Origin of the sequence: Bacteroides sp. AM37-9 (assembly GCF_003603455.1) — a bacterium.
Taxonomy (GTDB): domain Bacteria; phylum Bacteroidota; class Bacteroidia; order Bacteroidales; family Bacteroidaceae; genus Bacteroides; species Bacteroides xylanisolvens.
Genome location: NZ_QTNF01000008.1, coordinates 114,792 through 133,705, shown reverse-complemented (window position 1 = coordinate 133,705; position 18,914 = coordinate 114,792). Strand labels below are relative to the sequence as shown.

Below are 18,914 nucleotides of genomic sequence, written 5' to 3'. Positions count from 1 at the left end.
ATAAAAAATACCGCGTCGATTCCCGTGATACGGGAGTCGCGCGGTAAGGCGTATTTGATTGCTAATGTAGCCTTTAATTTTTAGAAGAACTTGATTTCTTCGCCTTTGATGTCGGAAAGGAGGAGGTTGGCTAAACGGCTGGTTCCCAGGCGGAACAGTTGGTTGTCAAGCCATTCTTCACCTAATAGTTCTTTTACAATAGTGTAGTAAATAATCGCATCGTTAACAGTGTTGATACCACCTGCCGGTTTGAATCCAATCTTGTTTCCTGTCTTCTGATAGTATTCTTTGATAGCTTCACACATCACGTAAGCGGCTTCCGGCGTTGCGGAAGGCTGCTGCTTTCCGGTAGATGTCTTGATGAAGTCTGCGCCCGAATACATGGATAGGATAGAGGCTTTCTTGATGTTGGAAGCACTCTTTAATGCGCCTGTTTCGAGGATTACTTTGAGGTGGTGTTCCTTGCAAACTTCTTTTAGTTCCTGTATTTCTTCGCACATTCCTTCGTAGTCTCCGCTAAGGAACTTGCCGATGGAAATCACAATATCTATTTCGTCTGCACCGTCTGCAATGGCCAGTGCTGTTTCTGCCACTTTCACTTCAATGAATGTCTGTGAAGAGGGGAAACCTCCTGATACACAGGCGATATTGACTCCGTCTACTTCCAGCGTGTTTTTAACGATGGCTGCAAAGTTGGGGTACACACAGATGGCTGCTACGTTTTTCAGATCAGGATATTCGTCGTCAAACTGATTGACTTTTTCAGTAAAGTGCATCACGCTTTCGTCGCTGTCCGTACTGTTCAGGGTGGTCAGATCAATGCAGTTGAACAGGAATTTCTTAACGTCCTCCGTGTTGTTCTCCGGCACTTTTTTCTCAATCAATTCAGCTACGCGAGCTTGAATATCTGCATCGCTCAGATTGGTATTATACTTTGCCAATGCGGCCTTGTACTTGTTGGGCTGTGAGTTATTCTCTTCCATGATCTTTCAGTTTTGGGTTGTTGATATGTCTTTTATTATCTCGTTTCGTTTTCTTCTCCATGCTTTTCCGGAAAGCGTCAGTGATGTCTACTCCCGTCTGGTTGGCGATGCAGAGAAGCACCCATAAGACGTCTGCTATCTCTTCATCTATGTTGTCTTTTTCTCCTTCCTTGAAGGATTGGTCGCCATATTTGCGGGCCATGACACGGGCCAGTTCTCCTACTTCTTCCGTCAGGACTACCATATTGGTCAACTCGCTGAAGTAGCGGACACCGTATGTTTTCACCCATTGGTCCACTTGTTTCTGTGCTTCTTCCAGAGTCATTTTTTTAATGATTAGTGATTAATGATTAGTATGGAATATCTATTCTTTGTTTTTGGTATCCATGCATATAGTAACAGGACCGTCGTTTAAAAGTTCAACTTTCATGTCTGCTCCGAAGATTCCTGTGCCTATTTCTTTTCCCAGTGCACCGCTTAAATCTTTGCAGAATTGCTCGTAGAGTGGGATAGAGATATCCGGTTTGGCAGCTTTGATGTAGGAGGGGCGATTTCCCTTTTTGGTAGAAGCGTGTAGCGTGAACTGGCTGATAACTAAAATTTCGCCTCCATCTTCTAAAATAGACTTGTTCATCACCCCATTTTCATCGTCGAAGATACGTAGATTTACTATCTTTTTGCAGAGCCAGTCGATGTCTTCCTGCCCGTCTGATTCTTCGATGCCAACTAATATCAGCATCCCCTTTCCGATGGACGATTTGCAGTGTCCTTCAATGGTTACTGACGCATGGCTTACCCGTTGTATAACTATTCGCATTGTTATTTATTCTATTTCGTGGTTAGGAAAGGCAAATTTACAAAATTCGAAAGAGAAAACGGTGTGTTGGCAGGAAAATATTATAAGGTTTTGCCGAAAGCTTTAATGGTTTATTATTTAGGCATGGATTATACAGATTGAAAGGATAATGCGGTTTTTAGTAATTTAACCGTGAAATCCATGCAATCTGTGTAATCCGCGGCTAAAAATGATAGAAAGATAACTGACTCCATTCCGCCGGCTTCTTATTCATTTTTTGATGATTCATTGCTTAATCCCTCTTTTACGGTCTTGGCTTTCGCTTCTCCGATGATAGCGGCAATCTCCTCAAAAGAGGTTTCTTTTATTCGTTTTACGCTCTTAAACTCTTTCAAAAGTGCTGTTTTTGTCTTTTCTCCGATACCTTTGATGGTATCCAGTGCGGACGCAACTTGTCGTTTGCTGCGTTTATCACGATGGAAACTAATAGCAAAACGGTGTACTTCATCCTGAATCTGTGTCAGCAGACGGAATAATGGGCTTTGCTGTTTGATACCAATCGTCTGCGGAGGAAATCCAAAAAGCAGCTCCGATGTGCGGTGGCGGTTGTCCTTTGCTAGTCCGGCAATAGGAATAGCCAGATTCAGTTCGTCTTCAATGACTTCTCTGACGACCTCCATTTGACCTTTTCCACCATCAGTGATAATCAGGTCGGGTAGAGGAGAATTCTCTTCGATAGCGCGTTGATAACGCCTTCTGACGACCTCTTTCATGGAAGCATAGTCATCAGGCCCTACAACCGTCTTTATATTGTATTTCCGGTAATCTTTCTTTGATGGCTTGGCCTTCTTAAATACAACACAGGCTGCCACGGCATCAGAACCCTGTATGTTTGAGTTATCAAAACACTCGATTTGTAGCGGCGGTCTTTCCAAATGCAACTCTTGCTGAATTTCTTTCATTAAACGCATGCTTCTTTGCTCCGGATTCAATTTTTCCGCCTGTTTTAGGCGATCGGCCTTGTACTGTTTCACGTTTAGAACCGAAAGATCCAGCAATTTCTTCTTATCTCCCCGCTGTGGAACGGTAAATACGACATTGTTTAACTCCAAATCGAGTTCAAAAGGCACTATAATCTCTCTGGATTGGCTTTTGTAGCGTTCCCGCATTTCGATAATACCAAGCCTTAAAAGCTCCTCTTTTGATTCGTTCAGCTTCTTTTTGTATTCGAACGTGAAAGCCTGATTGATGGCACCATTTGTAATGTGCAGATAATTGATGAAAGCAGAGTTCGACTCGTCTTCTTCGATTGAGAATACGTCGATATTGTGCAATACGGAGCTTACTACTTCCGATTTCGAACGATAACTCTCAATCAAAAGATACTTCTCTTTAACCTTCTGTGCCTCTTCAAACTTCATTTCGCCGGCCAGCGTCTGCATCCTTTCCAGCAACATACGGCTGATATCTTGTGTATTCCCTTTCAGGATTTCCTTGATTTCATCTATGTTTTTGAGATATTCTTCCTGTGATTGCAATCCGATGCATGGCCCGGCGCAGTTTTTTATATGATATTCCAGACATACATTAAATTTGCCCGCCCGTATGTTTTCCGGACTTAGGTTTAAATTGCATGTGCGCAAGGGATATAAATGCTTTATCAGGTCCAATACCGCATACATTGATGGAATGTGACTGTACGGGCCATAATAAGAGGAGCCGTTCCTGATAACCTTTCTTGTTTTGAAGACTCTCGGAAAGTATTCATTCTGCACGCAAATAGAAGGGTAGGTCTTGTCGTCCTTTAACAGAACGTTGTAGCGCGGCTTATATTTCTTTATCAGATTATTCTCCAGCAATAACGCATCTTCTTCTGTGTTGACTACGATATAGCGAATATCAGCGATTTTGCTGACCAGTACTCGCGTCTTTCCCGGCTCATGCTCTTTGCTGAAATAAGAATAGACTCTTTTCTTTAGATTTTTTGCCTTTCCAACGTATATAATCGTTCCTTCCGTATTCAGGTATTGGTAAATACCCGGTTTCTCGGGAAGGTTGGCTACAATCCCTTTCAGATATTCATTGGTTTTGCTTTCCGGTTCTACATTCATAATCGTTAGGTATGAGAGATCGCTAGCTGCTTACTTTTGACATATTCTCTGCAATATAGATGCAAATCCTTTATAAAGTCAATACCGATTCTACTTCTACGTCGTCTCCGAATACTGATTTCCCATTCAGTTCTTTCAATTCAATGATGAAGTTTACATATACCTTTTTAGGTTTTAATCTTTTCACCAATTCGCAAGCCGCTTTCATCGTACCTCCTGTTGCCAGCAAGTCGTCGTGTAATAAAACTACGTCGTTTTCATCCAGTGCATCTTTGTGAATTTGCACGGTGTCCTTTCCGTATTCCTTGTCGTAGCTTTCTTCAATTGTTTCTGCAGGGAGCTTGCCGGGCTTGCGGATAGGAATGAAACCGGCGTTCAGGCGGGTGGCTAAAATCGGTCCCATGATGAAGCCCCTTGATTCTATTCCTACTACTTTGGTGATCCCTTTATCCTTATACATATCAAACATAATGTTTGATAATTCTTGCAGGCACCATGGATCTTTGAATAGGGTGGTGACATCGTAGAATAGGATTCCGGGGATCGGAAAATCGGGTACTTCCCGAATACTTTTGATTAGTGTTTCTTTGCTCATAATCATTGAATTATATCGTTTCTTTAAATGATTTGTTTCACGTGAAACGTTACCGCCTATCGTCCCGAAAGCACGAGCAGTACGTTGATGTCACTTGGAGAGACTCCCGGAATTCTGCTCGCCTGCGCAATCGTCTCCGGATCTATCTTTGCCAACTTTTGCCGAGCTTCGGTGGATAGGGACTGAATGGTGGAATAATCAAATTTTCCTTTGATCTTTATGCTCTCCAAGCGTGCCAGCTTTTCAGCAATCATTCGTTCTCTGTCAATGTATCCTTGATACTTGATTAAAATTTCAGCCGCTTCGAGAATCTCTTCTTTTCGATCTTGATCCGAACTTGTCGCTTTCTCCAGTTCCCGTTGAAACGCCGGAACATGTTCTATTATATTCTCAATTGTCACCTGCGGACGGTTTAGAATTTCTATCAACTTGCACCCTTGACGCAGGGGAGTTGTTCCTATCTTTTCGAGAGCATCATTAATTAATGCCGGTTTCATCGAATAGTTGCGTGCGAAAGAGACGATTTGTTCCACAGCTTCCTTCTTGCTTCTTACCAATTGATAGCGGTCTTTCTTTGCCAATCCAAGCTTAAATGCTTTTTCTGTCAGGCGCATATCCGCATCGTCCATGCGAAGCAAAATGCGATATTCTGCACGGGAGGTAAACATACGGTAGGGTTCATCCACACCTTTGGTAACCAAATCGTCGATTAATACGCCAATATATGCTTCGTCGCGGGCTAGAGTAAATGCTTCTCCGCCGTGGCAGTTGATATGCGCATTGATGCCGGCTACCAATCCTTGTCCTCCTGCTTCCTCGTATCCGGTAGTGCCGTTCACTTGTCCGGCAAAGAACAGATTTTTGATAATCTTCGATTCCAACGTATGTTTTAATTGGGTCGGATCGAAGTAATCATATTCGATAGCATATCCCGGACGATAGATGACCAGATCTTTGAAAGCCGGGATTTGTTTCAGTGCCGCAATTTGTATTTCCATCGGAAGTGAAGAAGAGAATCCGTTAAGATATAGCTCTTGTGTTGTTTCGCCTTCCGGTTCCAGGAATAATTGGTGCTGGTCTTTATCGGGGAAAGTAACAATCTTGGTTTCGATGCTCGGGCAATAGCGTGGTCCGATACTTTGTATCTGTCCGTTGAATAGGGGAGAATCGGGCAAACCTTCGCGCAAAATCCGATGTACTTCTTCATTAGTGTAGCATGTCCAGCATTGAAGTTGCTTTAAGTGGTGCGTGCTGGTATTCATGAAAGAGAACTTGTGGAAGTCACATTCGCCGGCTTGTGTTTCCATTTGGTCAAAATGAACGCTGCGTGCATCGATTCGTACCGGAGTACCGGTTTTCATTCTTCCATAGGTGATGCCGTGACGGGCGATGGATTCGGTCAATTGATAAGAAGCCGGTTCGGCCATTCTTCCTCCCGGTAATTGATGGCGACCTACGTGCATCAGTCCGTTGAGGAAAGTTCCTGCGGTGAGCACAACGCATTTCGCTTTGAAAGTGACACCCCACGCAGTGACCAATCCGGTAACCTCACCGTTTTCAACGAGCAGTTCGCATACCGTATCTTGCCAGATATGAAGGTTGGGTGTATTTTCCAGTTTCTCCCGCCAGGACCAGATGAACTTAGCCCGGTCGCATTGGGCGCGGGGACTCCACATGGCAGGGCCTTTCGAACGGTTTAGAATTCGGAACTGAATGGCTGTTTCATCTGTCACCAATCCCATTTGTCCACCCAGTGCATCTATTTCACGTACAATTTGTCCTTTGGCGATTCCTCCTACAGCCGGGTTGCAACTCATCTGCCCAATCTTGTTCATGTCCATAGTGATGAGACAAGTCTTGGAACCTAAATTAGCTGCGGCTGCCGCTGCTTCACAACCAGCATGTCCGGCACCAATTACAATTACGTCGTACTTAAAATCCATTCCTATCTTATTTATTATCAAACGCTGCAAAGTTACGGAAAAGTTGCGAGACTTGTATCTTCAAGCTGTTTTTGCTTCTGAAAATCCGGGGAGGAATCCGGTTTGACTGAAAAAAACGCTGTAATTTTGAGTTGGAAATATGCAGATTGTTCAAAAATAGGCCGCTTATTGGTTTTTGTGATTGTATGTTTTTGAATAGAATGGTAATAGATTGTGTTTTAAATTCCCTGTTTTGCTTTCTTTTTGTTAGTTGTGTACTTGCTCAATTATGAATGCAACTAGAGAGTAAAAGGAAGAATTTGTTAAAAAGACGGATTGTTGTGGGAATAAACGTGAGGTTTACACTCTAAATTTACCCTACCTCTTGACATAAGTCAAAAAAATAAGTCTGAATGTAATTTTTTGCATGATGGCTTTTGCTGTTTTCGCAAACAGCTATACCTTTGCAGTGTAGTTGTGAAACTACTTATATTTTAGGTATTAGAAAAAGGTAATAATTAAAAGGTATTAGTTTATAAAATTAAGGTATTAGATTTTAAGATTAGTTTTTAGGAAAAAGATTGTTTTGATTAGGTATTAGGAAAAAGACGTTTTCAGGTAAAGAGTAAATGAAAGATGAAGAAAAAGAAGAATCCCATTTATGGGGATTCTTTAAAGGTGGAGCGGAATGATTCGCTCTTTTTTTTGTGCCCTTTGCTCTCGTAAATAATAGGTTCACCGATAATAATATACATTCGGCTGTCTGATGAGATATGACGATGCAGGATATAGTTTTATGCCAATATATTTTCTTTACTAAATGTTTGTTCATTCTCTTCACATGAGGATAAGTCTCAATCTATCAACTCTTTCGTGTGATTACTCTAAGAAATATGCTTCTTTCACATCTTCACAGTCGTTAGTATGTAAGGATGTGCCGTATCTTTTCCATTCATGAAGATACGTGGATGCAACGCTTCTTCTTCTTCCGAAGAGGCATTAGGATTTTCATACCAATCAAACACAATAGCCATTACTTCTTATCAATTTAAGTGTGTAACTTCATCATAGGACAACTTTAATTGGCTATTCGGACGACTGTAATCGGCTGTTCAGCCAACTATTGTCAGCCAACCGGACAACTCCAGTCGGCTTCTCTTAAACAAGTACTAAAGATACGACAAAGTAACGACTTATCCCCATAAGAAAGCTTGTTTTTCATTTCAGGAGAAAATAAACATTTTCTTAGTTAAATACTTGCAAACCCCATATTTCATGTTATACCTTAGCAGCATCAACCGGTCGAAAAAACAACATTTATTCATTTAAAAAGAAGAAAAATATGAAGACATTAGAATATAACTCGAAACGTTTGGCGAAAAGAATACGGGTATTAATGAAAGAATCGTCAAACGTCATCGTTTCACCGAACACTTTAAAGGAAGAGCCAAAAATACAAGAATTGCATGAGCAGGAAGCAGATAAGAAAGAAGTACATAAACAGGAAATACATAAGCAACCCGTCCTTCTGACGCAACAAGTGATCGACTTTTTGAAAGTGCGATATGATTTCCGCTACAACCTACTCACCGAAGAAACTGAATTTCGCCCATTCGGCCAACGAGAAATTCCTTTCTGCCGCATAGACAAGCGAGAACTGAATACTTTCTGCCTAGAAGCCCACAAAGAAGGAATCAACTGCTGGGACAAAGATCTTCAAAGATACATCTACTCCACCCAAGTGGAAAGTTACCATCCTTTCCGGCTTTATATGGACGAACTACCTGCATGGGACGGAACGGATCGGTTGAAGTCTCTGGCGAAGCGAGTATCCGACGCTCCTATATGGATAAAAAGCTTTCACACCTGGATGCTGGGGCTTACTGCTCAATGGATGGGAATGAGCCAAGTACAAGCCAACAGCGTTGCCCCGATACTTATCAGCGAAGAGCAAGGGCGGCATAAATCCACTTTCTGCCGCATGCTAATGCCGCCACAACTGGCCCGTTATTATTCGGATAATCTGAAATTAACCGCACAAGGTAATCCCGAACGCCTCCTAGCCGAGATGGGATTACTGAACATGGATGAATTTGACAAATACGGAGCGCAAAAGATGCCGTTACTGAAAAATCTGATGCAAATGTCCAACCTCAACATTTGCAAAGCCTATCAGAAAAATTTCCGGTCGCTTCCTCGTATCGCCTCTTTCATCGGAACGAGCAATCGGACTGACTTACTGTGCGATCCGACAGGCAGCCGCAGATTCATCTGCATTGAAGCGGAACATGATATTGACTGTACCGGAATAGAATATTCACAAATCTATGCCCAACTGAAAGAGGAATTGCTTGCAGGTGCCCGCCACTGGTTCAATAAGGAGGAAGAACATGCTTTGCAATATCATAACATGGCATACTATCATGTCAACCCTATAGAAGACATTGTACGCAACACATACGCACCTGCCACGTTGAACGAACCGGATTGCTTGTCACTCTCCGCTGTTATTATTCATCAGGAATTAAAAAAGAGATTTCCCGCCGTGCTTCGCAACTGTACACCTATCCAACTGGCGCAAATTCTGACCGTAGCAGGTATCAGCCGACAGCATACGAGATTGGGTAATGTGTATTTGGTGAAGAAGGTGAAAGGTTGTGAAGAGTGAGAATGATACTGCTTGTTCACATAAGATGTCTGTGAATAAGGTAGTTATATCTTTGTGACGACTGTGAATAACAGCATATGTCATTATAAACAGAAAGTAATAAATAATCAAGCCTCGGAGATATTTTGATTGGTAATGACTTTAGTTCCAATAATGTTGTTACTAATCGAAGTATTTCTTGTTTTTATATTCTTCTTTAAGGCTAGTCTTTATACCTTGTTGCATTTTATTTTCTATTTTGTAAGCCGGCAAGGTCTGCGTTTCTGAAAAAAACAATATATTTGCATCCATAATTATCGCAAAAGTAAGTAGTTACGGCGATTTTTGTGAATTCTGTTTCCTTTTTTCGCAGGTAATGTGACAGTATGAACGATAAAATTGACACCATAGTAGCGGGAGTAAACCGGAAGGATGAAAAGATGTGGGGCGATTTCTACGATCGTTTTTATGCTGCTTTATGTGTTTATGTTTCCAAGATATTGCCGGTTCCTGATGCAGTCGAAGATTTAGTACAGGAAGTCTTTATTTCTATATGGGAGGGGAAACGTACTTTTTCTGGTATTAAAGAGCTTACCAATTATCTTTATCGTGCCTGCTATAATAACACCTTATTATATATACGCAATAATCAAATCCATGATACCATATTGAGATCTTTAGCCGAGGAAGAAAGCGTGGAGGACGAGGATATGATTTATGCATTGACGGTAAAAGAAGAAATTATCCGCCAACTGTATTGTTATATTGAAGAACTTCCTGCCGAACAGCGCCGGATTATTTTAATGAGAATCGAGGGGTATACATGGGAGGAGATAGCGGAACGTCTGGAGATAAGTATCAATACTGTCAAAACCCAAAAAACTCGCAGCTATAAATTCCTCCGTGAAAGGTTGGGGGATTCCATTCATTCCATAATTCTTTTCTTATTTTTCTAAAAATAAAAAAAACATTCTGATACTTCTTTGTCTTTTTATTGATTGATTAAGATTTGTTCTATTTGTTAAAATCAAATCTTTTTCTTTTATATAATGACATTATGATATATTTCTACCTCTAAATTCTGATTCATTATTCTTTTATCTCAAAAAAATGTCATCTTTTTGTCACCCGTTTTTATGAGTTGTGTATATCTATAATAAAGATGAATTAAACAATTGTTTAATTAAAAAAACGCAATAAGATGAAGAAGTTCGAAAATGTATATCAAGACGCTGCTTTAATGAGAAAGGTTCTTTTGGGGGAGGCTGATGAAGTGGAACAAAAAGATCTTGAGAAACAGTTGGCAGAATGTCCGGACTTACGAAATGTATACGAGCAATTACGGAGCGGGGAGACTTTGAAAGTCGCCTTTGGAGAATATCAAAAATATTCGTCAAAGAAAGCTTATCAGTCTTTTCTTCAGAGTATCGGACAGATGGAATCGAAAAGACGGAAGAGTCGTTCTCGTCGGGTTGGGTGGTACGCTGCTGCGGCTGTCGTTACTTTAGCCGTTGCTCTTTCTTTCTATATGTCGAATTATATCTCATCGGAAAAAGAGGGGAAAACTTTGATTCAGCCGGGAACGCAGCAGGCACAATTGACTTTGTCCGATGGCAGCGTGATTGATGTGCATAGAAAAGAAGTAAGCGTAGTAGTAGATGGCGTTCAAGTAAAATATAAGAAAGGAGTGCTGTCTTATCAGCCTACCGTCACGACACAACATGAGGAGAAAAACATTGAAGAACAACCTGGCAAATCAAATGAACTGGTAATACCGCGTGGAGGTGAAAATACTGTAATCCTTGCAGATGGAACGACAGTACATTTGAATGCCGGTTCCAAATTGACCTATCCGGTACGTTTTGCCGGTAAACGTCGAATTGTACGTTTGGAGGGTGAAGCTTATTTTGATGTAGCAGAAGATGAGAATCATCCATTTGTGGTACAAACTCATCTTGGGGAAATAACTGTACTTGGTACTGAATTCAACGTGAATGCTTATGCCGATACCCCTGTTTGTTATACAACCCTAGTACATGGAAAAGTGAAATTCTCTACATTAAATGCGGAAACGATTACTCTTTCTCCGGGTGAACAGGCTGTTGTATTTGCCAATAGTTCAACGAAACGCAAGGTGGATTTGGAAGAATATGTTGGTTGGGTAGATGGTATGTATATCTTTAATAACCGTCCTTTGGGCGATATAATGAAGACATTCGAACGCTGGTACGACATACAGGTTTATTACGAAACCCCTAACCTGCGCGACATTACCTATAGTGGCAACTTGAAACGCTACGGAACAATAAATTCATTCCTGGATGCACTGGAACTGACAGGCGACCTTACTTATAAAATCAGTGGCAGGAATATATTGATATATGACAAGGTGGAAGAACAGGAATGGAAAAGATAGAATATTAGAATAGTTAGAATATTAGGTACACAAAAGTTTAATTATTAATTTATGAGAGAAAAACGATGGCTGCTATGTTTTCTAGTGGCAATGTGCTGTACGTTTAGTGCATGGGCATTACCGTCACAAGACAAGACGGTGACTTTGAAACTGCACAATGTCTCTATAGAGACTGTCTTGGATGCAGTGAAGAAACAGACAGGTGTGAATATGTTATATAATTCACAAATGTTCAAGGGTGTTCCTTCGGTATCACTTGATGTGAAGAACGAGAGATGGGATACAACTCTTAAATTAGTGTTGAATCCTCAAGGGTTTGACTATGTGATGAAAGACGGTATTGTTGTCATTCGAAAACAAAAGCGTGAAAACCGTGTCCGTGGTATGGTGACAGACTCACATGGAGAGCCGATTCCCGGAGCTAGTATTATTGTTAAAGGTACCCGTACAGGTACTTCTACCAATATTGAAGGTGAATTTACTTTGGACGTAAAAAGTGATAAGGTGGTGTTGGAAGTTTCTTTTATAGGTATGAAGAAGCAAACTGTCCAAGTGGATGCTACTCGTCGGAAAACGGTTGAAATTACATTGGTGGATGATGTCAAAACATTGGAAGATGTGGTTGTGACCGGATATAGCAATGTACGTAAATCCAGTTTTACGGGTAGTTCGACTCAGATTTCGGGTGATGACTTGCGTAAGGTGTCACAGACAAATATAATTGGGGCGATCCAGTCATTCGATCCCTCTTTCCGTTTGGTAGATAACGTACAATTTGGTTCTGACCCGAATGCTTTACCAGAAATGTATATTCGTGGACGTTCCGGTTTTGGCGTTAAAGAACTGGATAAAGATCAGCTTTCAAAATCAAATTTGGAGAATAATCCTAATTTACCAACTTTTATCATGGACGGTTTTGAAGTAAGCATTGAGAAGGTATATGACTTGGATCCTACCCGTATTGAGAGTTTGACGGTTTTGAAAGATGCTGCTGCTACTGCTATGTATGGTTCACGTGCTGCTAATGGAGTGGTGGTAATTACTACTGTTGCTCCGAAAGCAGGAGAGGTTCGTGTCTCTTATAACTTTACAGGAACGTTGGAGATGCCCGATTTACGGGATTATAATTTGGCAAATGCATCGGAGAAGCTGGAAATAGAGCGTCTCGCAGGATTATTTGATAAAGGACAAGCTAACATTCCATCGACTGCGGTAGGGATGAACAACTATTATAAGAAATATGCTTTAATTCAAAAAGGAGTAGATACGGATTGGATGTCTATTCCACTTCAAAATTCTTTCAATCATAAGCACAGTATTTACTTAGAGGGAGGAACACCTAATTTGCGTTATGGTGTGGACGGTTCATTTAATATAGCAGATGGTGTGATGAAGGGTACAGAACGTAATCGCTATAGTGCAGGCTTCTCTTTGGATTATCGCATCAAGAATTTGCAAGTAAGAAACTATGTATCTTTCGGGCATACGAAATCGAAAGAATCTCCGTATGGTTCGTTTAGTGATTTTAGCGGACTACAGCCTTATGACTCTCCTTATAAAGATGATGGAACACTTCGGGAGAAACTCACATATTCGAAAATTAGCGGACGTGACAATAATAATCCGCTATATGAAGCAACTTTGGGTAATTATAATTGGAACTCTTATGATGAGGTTATTGATAACTTGAGCTTTAACTGGTACCTGAATGATTACTGGACGGTTAAAGGGCAGTTCAGTGTAACGAAGAAGTATTCCAAATCAGAGAAGTTTATTGATCCGCTTTCAAGTAAGACTAGTGTTACAGGTTCAAAAGATAATAATCTTGCCGGTGATTTGTATACGACGAATGGAGAAAGTTTGGATTGGAATTCCAATGCTTTTTTATACTATACACGTAGCTTTAACAAGCAGCACAATTTGAATGTTTCAGCAGGTTGGGAAGCAGCTTCAGGTACCACTGAGAGTACCAATGCTCATTATCGTGGATTTCCGTCGGGTGAGTTTCACTCTCTGAATTATGCGGCGGAAGTATATAAGAAACCTACCCGTACTGAGAATACCACACGAAGGGTTAGCGTATTAGCTTCTGCCAATTATACGTGGAATGATATTTATTTGGTAGACGCTTCTGTACGTTTCGACGGTTCGTCAGAGTTTGGGGCGAATCAGAAGTGGGCTCCTTTCTTCTCTGGAGGTTTGGGTGTTAATATTCATAACTATGATTTCTTCAAAAGTAACGGATATATCAATAAGTTAAAATTACGTGCTTCTTATGGGCGTACCGGTAAAGTTAATTTCCCGGCTTATGCTGCAACGACAATGTATGAAACTTTATTTGACGAATGGTATATAACAGGTTATGGGGCTGTATTGAAAGCTTTAGGTAATAAAGATTTGACTTGGGAAAAGACGGATAAGCTGAGTGTTGGTATCGAAACAAAAACGTTCCATGATCGCCTGACTGTTGATTTCGAGTATTACTATAATAAGACAATCGACTTGGTGAATGATGTCACTCTTTCCCAAACTTCTGGTTTCTCTACTTACAAAGATAATATGGGACAAGTTGCCAACAAAGGCGTAGAATTAAAACTTCGTGCGGATATTTATCATGACAGAAACTGGAATGTGGCGTTATGGGGAAATATGGCGCACAATAAGAATGAGATTCTGAAGATTTCCGACTCTCAGAAAGCATATAATGAGAGAGTGGCCGCTTATTATAAAAATGAAGCACTTTATCAAGAAACATTAGGGCTGTCTCATGGTGCGGAATATTCGGTACCACTGCCACAGTATGAGGAAGGAGCTTCTCTGACTTCAATTTGGGCTGTACGTTCATTGGGCATTGATCCTACTACGGGTAAAGAGATCTTTTTGAACCGTGATGGCTCTATAGCTGATAAGTGGAATGCTGCGCAGGAAGTTGTAGTTGGAAATACAGAACCTAAATGTAGTGGTGCTTTCGGGTTGAACCTGTCGTATAAGAATTGGACTCTGTTTGCTTCATTTCTTTATGAGTGGGGTGGACAGGAATACAATCAAACATTGGTCAACAATGTGGAAAATGCGGACTTAGTGAACAAGAATGTCGATTTACGCGTATTGACGGACAGATGGAAAAAACCGGGTGACATAGCTCAGTTTAAGGATATTAAAGACCGGGGGATGACTACTTTGCCAACATCACGTTTCGTGCAGGATAAAGCATTGGTTCGATTGAATTCATTGAATGTCAGCTATGATTTTAACCGTGACTGGATAAAAAAACATCTCCGCATGAATCTGCTTCGTCTGGAAGCTTCTACGAGCGACTTGATAAACTGGTCCTCTATTAAACAGGAACGCGGATTGAGCTATCCGAGATCTTGGAAAGTGGAATTCTCATTAAAAGCACAGTTCTAAAAAAAGAAGAAAAAATGAAAAAGATATATACAATAATATTTGTGTCATGTCTAGCAGCTATCTCGTTCAGTTCTTGTAGTGACTGGCTGGACGTGAGACCCGCGGATGAGATAAAGGAAGAATATTTGTTTGAGACAGGAAACGGCTATCGTACAGCCTTGAACGGTATATACCGGAAGTTGGCGACTTTCGATTTATATGGTAGTAATCTGAGTTGGGGATTGATAGATGGCTGGGGACAGGTATATGACTTGGACAAAGCTCCCGACAGCGGTGGTGGTAAAGCTATGAAGAAATTATCGAAGTTTTTGTATAAGAACTCTGAACTTACTCCTACAACAGATGCTATGTGGAGCGCAGCGTGGAATATCATAGCCAATTGTAATAACCTTGCACAGCAGGTGGCAGAGGAAGATACAATGCTGTTCTACAAACGTACGCAGGAGAAAAATATGATTTTAGGAGAAGCTATTGCCTTACGGGCGTATATGCATTTTGATTTGTTACGTATATATGCGCCGTCTTTGGCAATGAATCCGGGAGATAGGCTTTTTATTCCTTATGTGGACAAATATCCATCTTATTTATCCGATCGACAAACAGTCGGTTACTGTTTGGAACGCATCATCGCTGATTTAGTAGAAGCGCAAAATATTTTGAAGGATGTGGATAAGTCATCAGAGTTTACTTCGGGTAATCGTTTTACTAAGTCTCCTTCCGGAGAGGAACGTTTTGTGTGGTACAGAGGATTCCATCTTAATTATCATGCCGTAACTGCGGAGTTGGCTCGTGTTTACTTATATGCAGGACAATCGGAAAAGGCCTATGAAACAGCGAAGTTACTAATAGATATTAATGCTGATAAAGGTTATTATAAGGCAGTAACAAGTAGTTATAGTGGACCTATGAATATAGAGAATGGGAATATAAAGATGTATGAAGACATTATATTTGCATTATACTCTACAGATCAGACTGATTGGGATTTGGAGATTAATCATGCAAGTGATAATGCTACCAAACCGGATGATGAAAAGTATCTGGCTTTGAGTGATGCTGTGATAACGAAATTCTTCGGTACCGAAAGCGATAAAGACTGGCGTCTTAAGTATCAGTTAGGACCGAATACTTCTTCTTTTTATCGTTCATTGAAGTATAAAAAACAAGATGAAGGTTCTGGTTTTGGTAAAGTGAATAGTACAATGGTGCCTATGATTCGTATGTCTGAAGTATATTATATAGCTGCAGAGGCTATTTATGATACAGATAAGGAATTGGCCAAGACATATCTTAAAACTGTGAAACAAGGGAGAGGTATTAGTTCTCCTGACCTTAGCAAATCGGGTACGAAGCAAGACTTTATTAATCTGATTGTTGATGACGCCCGTCGCGAGTTTATTGGCGAAGGACAGACTTTCTTTTTATACAAGCGTTTGAAACGGAACTTGGAAGGGGCGGATGAAAAGCAGTCCGTAGAATATCCGGCGATTGAAGATAATTTGGTGATGCCATTGCCTGATTCGGAAAGCAATATTTAAATTTTGAAAGATTGAAGATATATGAAAAGAATAAGTTTTTATATAGTCATTGTATTGTTGGGAGTCTCCTTCTTTACTTCTTGTGAGGAGCAAGGATTACTGACCCATACAAATGATGTGTCATATATTGCATTTGAGAAAAATATGACAACAGATACAACAGGTGTATCTTTTAAGTTTTACAATGAAGGTGAAAATGCTAAGATATTATTAGGAGTTACCATTTCTGGAAAAGTACAGGATAAGGATTTGGAGTTTACGGTCAGTGTAGATCCGGAACGAACGACTTTGCCTGCTACCCAATATGAATTGCCAGAGAAGTGCGTAATTAAAGCAGGAGAACTAACCGGAGAAATATTGGTGGTTCTGAAGTATTACGAAAAATTGGATACGAAAGCTGAACTGCTGACGTTACAAGTGAATGACGGTGGTGAGGTTCGTCAAGGTCCGAGTGTCTATTCACGTGCTATTATTTCTGTATCTAATTTGTTGTTTGCACCTGAGTGGTGGACTAGAAACGACGGTGATGTGAATAATCCCTACAACATTGTTGAAGAATGGTATTTGGGGAGGTATTCGGAAAAGAAATATTTAATGTTTTTGGAAGAATTGAAAAAAGACGGGGTGGTATTTGACGGAAAAGATATGTTTATATTGCGTAAATATGCACTGCGTCTGAAAAATAGAATTAAAGATTATAATACTCAACATCCGGATGAACCCATGAGTGATGAGTATGGTAAAATGGAAATTCCTGTTGCCGGATAATTAAAAAACGGAAGAAGTATGAAAAAGATAACAGTTTATATTTTATTACTACTTTTATTGAGTAGCATTTGCAGTTGCCTGGATGATAAAAACAATTATGATTATACACCGATTAATGAACTGAAAGGCACTATTAGTAATATTGAAAAAAACTATAGTGTTGGGATAGATGAAGACTTAGTTATAACACCCACGTTTGAGTTTACAATTGATAAAACAGATCCGGATGTGAGCTACGAATGGAGACTAGACGGAGAATTGTTGAATGTAAAAGCACCTTCGTATACTTTCAATTCTCATAAGATCGGATTGTTTGAACTCACATTTTCCGTCATCGACAATAAAACAGGGGTTAAGTACTCTGCTTCAACTGACATTTTGGTTCGTTCTCCTTATCAGAGAGGATGGGTGGTTTTGTCTGACGTAGATGGAAAGTCAACACTTTCATTTATCAAGATTAAGACCTTGTATGGCGTGTCAGAAACTGTGAATATCTGGGGTGAGAAAGTGGTACGTGATTCTATCGCATATCATTCTGTCGAAAAGTATTTAGTCAAAGATTTAGGAACCAACCCCAAAGGTGTTTTTGAGCATTTGGGTTATCCTAGTACTTTCGGACAGGTAGAGACTGTATATGATGAACTGGTAGTGATGCAAGATCGTTGGGTGGAGCTGAACGGTAATACTTTGGAGCGTGAAGTATATACAGAGGATGAGTTCTATGGGGATTTGCCGGTGGGAGGCTTCAAACCTGTAGAAGCTGCCATGTCTTACTCTGCAAAATTTATTCGTGATGAAAATGGATATATCTATATGCACACGAAGCCGGTTGCAAATGATTTTCATGCTGGAGCCTATATGTCTATTCCACTGTGGAATTATACTAAATTCAGTGCTTTATATCCTGTACAGAAGTTTAAGGACAGAAATATGGATGCGGTTCTGGCTCTCCGTGAAGAGGATAACTCATTGGTAATTATTCGAAATGGAGGTGGGGTGAAGAATAGTTCCAATGATCCGACATTTTATGATAATACGGTGAAGGATACCGGAGAAATAGTTGAATTTGAAGGAGAGGATGCTAAGAACTTTCAGAATATGCGTGATGAAAGTATTGTAACAATGAAAACTGCGTCAGTTAATGTGAATGGCGACATGATGCAAGCATGGGTTGCCTTGATGAAGGGTAACGATATGTCTTATCAATTGCGCTATTTCAGAATGAAGAATAAAAAATGGGATATATATGATTATTATGAAAATGACTTGACGTCATTGAAAAATAAAGAGTATACAGATATGGCTGTATTTGAACAAAAGCAGTATGTTGTTATTGCAATGGGGAATGAATTGTGGTATTGCCAATATGTGAAAGGTGTGGCATCTGCTCCAAAATTGATTCATACATTTGACAAGAAGGTGATTGCTCTTTCATCTAATGATATATATTTGTATCCAAAATATGGAGTTTACAACGGTCAGTTAGGGGTTGCCTTGGAAGACGGAAGTTTCTTTATATATGGGGTGGAAGAGAAGAACAAGCAAGAATCAGGATTGGTTAATGATGTAAAAATAAAACAATTATACCCGAATGAGGAAAGTGAGAAGGAGGGAGATAATAATTTTGGAAAAATAGTGGATGTACTATATAAAATAGGAAATGCTAACCAGATTGTTCAGTATGACCTTTAAAATAACTTGATCTATATAGATTATGCGGGGAATCGCAT

13 protein-coding genes and 1 pseudogene are annotated in these 18,914 nt (G+C 40.2%); 7 read left to right on the top strand and 7 right to left on the bottom strand.

Going from position 1 to position 18,914, the window contains the following annotated elements; translation table 11 throughout:
- Positions 1-80: 80 nt before the first annotated feature.
- From deoC to DW862_RS07945, 7 genes and pseudogenes are all read right to left on the bottom strand, one after another.
- Positions 81-983, bottom strand: a complete 903-nt coding sequence (gene deoC, locus DW862_RS07980; RefSeq protein WP_087321016.1) for a deoxyribose-phosphate aldolase — start codon at positions 981-983, stop codon at positions 81-83.
- Positions 970-1,308, bottom strand: coding sequence for a nucleotide pyrophosphohydrolase (locus tag DW862_RS07975; RefSeq protein WP_004313731.1), 339 nt, complete (start codon positions 1,306-1,308; stop codon positions 970-972). The genes deoC and DW862_RS07975 overlap by 14 nt, the downstream gene beginning before the upstream one ends.
- A gap of 39 nt (positions 1,309-1,347) precedes the next feature.
- Positions 1,348-1,800 (bottom strand): D-aminoacyl-tRNA deacylase, encoded by a 453-nt coding sequence (gene dtd / locus DW862_RS07970; RefSeq protein ID WP_004313732.1) that lies wholly within the window; start codon positions 1,798-1,800, stop codon positions 1,348-1,350.
- 245 nt (positions 1,801-2,045) lie between these two features.
- The gene (uvrC, locus tag DW862_RS07965; RefSeq protein WP_120067684.1) at positions 2,046-3,890 is read right to left on the bottom strand and encodes an excinuclease ABC subunit UvrC; all 1,845 of its coding nucleotides are present in this window, start codon (positions 3,888-3,890) and stop codon (positions 2,046-2,048) included.
- A gap of 70 nt (positions 3,891-3,960) precedes the next feature.
- Positions 3,961-4,491, bottom strand: a complete 531-nt coding sequence (locus DW862_RS07960) for an adenine phosphoribosyltransferase (RefSeq protein WP_004313735.1) — start codon at positions 4,489-4,491, stop codon at positions 3,961-3,963.
- A 50-nt stretch (positions 4,492-4,541) separates the two neighbouring features.
- Positions 4,542-6,428, bottom strand: a complete 1,887-nt coding sequence (gene mnmG, locus DW862_RS07955; RefSeq protein WP_120067682.1) for a tRNA uridine-5-carboxymethylaminomethyl(34) synthesis enzyme MnmG — start codon at positions 6,426-6,428, stop codon at positions 4,542-4,544.
- A 923-nt stretch (positions 6,429-7,351) separates the two neighbouring features.
- Positions 7,352-7,441: pseudogene (locus DW862_RS07945) on the bottom strand (DNA-binding protein); the annotation flags it as partial.
- Positions 7,442-7,749: 308 nt separating this feature from the next.
- Between DW862_RS07945 and DW862_RS07940 the strand changes: the two are divergent.
- From DW862_RS07940 to DW862_RS07910, 7 genes are all read left to right on the top strand, one after another.
- On the top strand, positions 7,750-9,075 hold the full coding sequence (locus tag DW862_RS07940; protein ID WP_074705652.1) for a VapE domain-containing protein: 1,326 nt from the start codon (positions 7,750-7,752) through the stop codon (positions 9,073-9,075).
- Between the two features lie 365 nt (positions 9,076-9,440).
- Entirely contained in the window at positions 9,441-10,010 is a 570-nt protein-coding gene (locus DW862_RS07935) for an RNA polymerase sigma-70 factor (RefSeq protein ID WP_087320994.1), read from the top strand.
- Positions 10,011-10,255: 245 nt separating this feature from the next.
- Positions 10,256-11,470: a FecR family protein gene (locus DW862_RS07930; protein WP_117683648.1), complete on the top strand. Its 1,215-nt coding sequence runs from the start codon at positions 10,256-10,258 to the stop codon at positions 11,468-11,470.
- A gap of 51 nt (positions 11,471-11,521) precedes the next feature.
- Complete coding sequence (locus DW862_RS07925) at positions 11,522-14,878, top strand: SusC/RagA family TonB-linked outer membrane protein (RefSeq protein WP_117683649.1); 3,357 nt, start codon at positions 11,522-11,524, stop codon at positions 14,876-14,878.
- A gap of 14 nt (positions 14,879-14,892) precedes the next feature.
- Positions 14,893-16,416, top strand: a complete 1,524-nt coding sequence (locus DW862_RS07920; protein WP_117683650.1) for a RagB/SusD family nutrient uptake outer membrane protein — start codon at positions 14,893-14,895, stop codon at positions 16,414-16,416.
- 21 nt (positions 16,417-16,437) lie between these two features.
- Positions 16,438-17,184, top strand: a complete 747-nt coding sequence (locus DW862_RS07915; protein ID WP_004298027.1) for a DUF4843 domain-containing protein — start codon at positions 16,438-16,440, stop codon at positions 17,182-17,184.
- A gap of 18 nt (positions 17,185-17,202) precedes the next feature.
- Positions 17,203-18,876, top strand: a complete 1,674-nt coding sequence (locus DW862_RS07910; protein ID WP_008023805.1) for a PKD-like family lipoprotein — start codon at positions 17,203-17,205, stop codon at positions 18,874-18,876.
- Positions 18,877-18,914 lie beyond the last annotated feature (38 nt).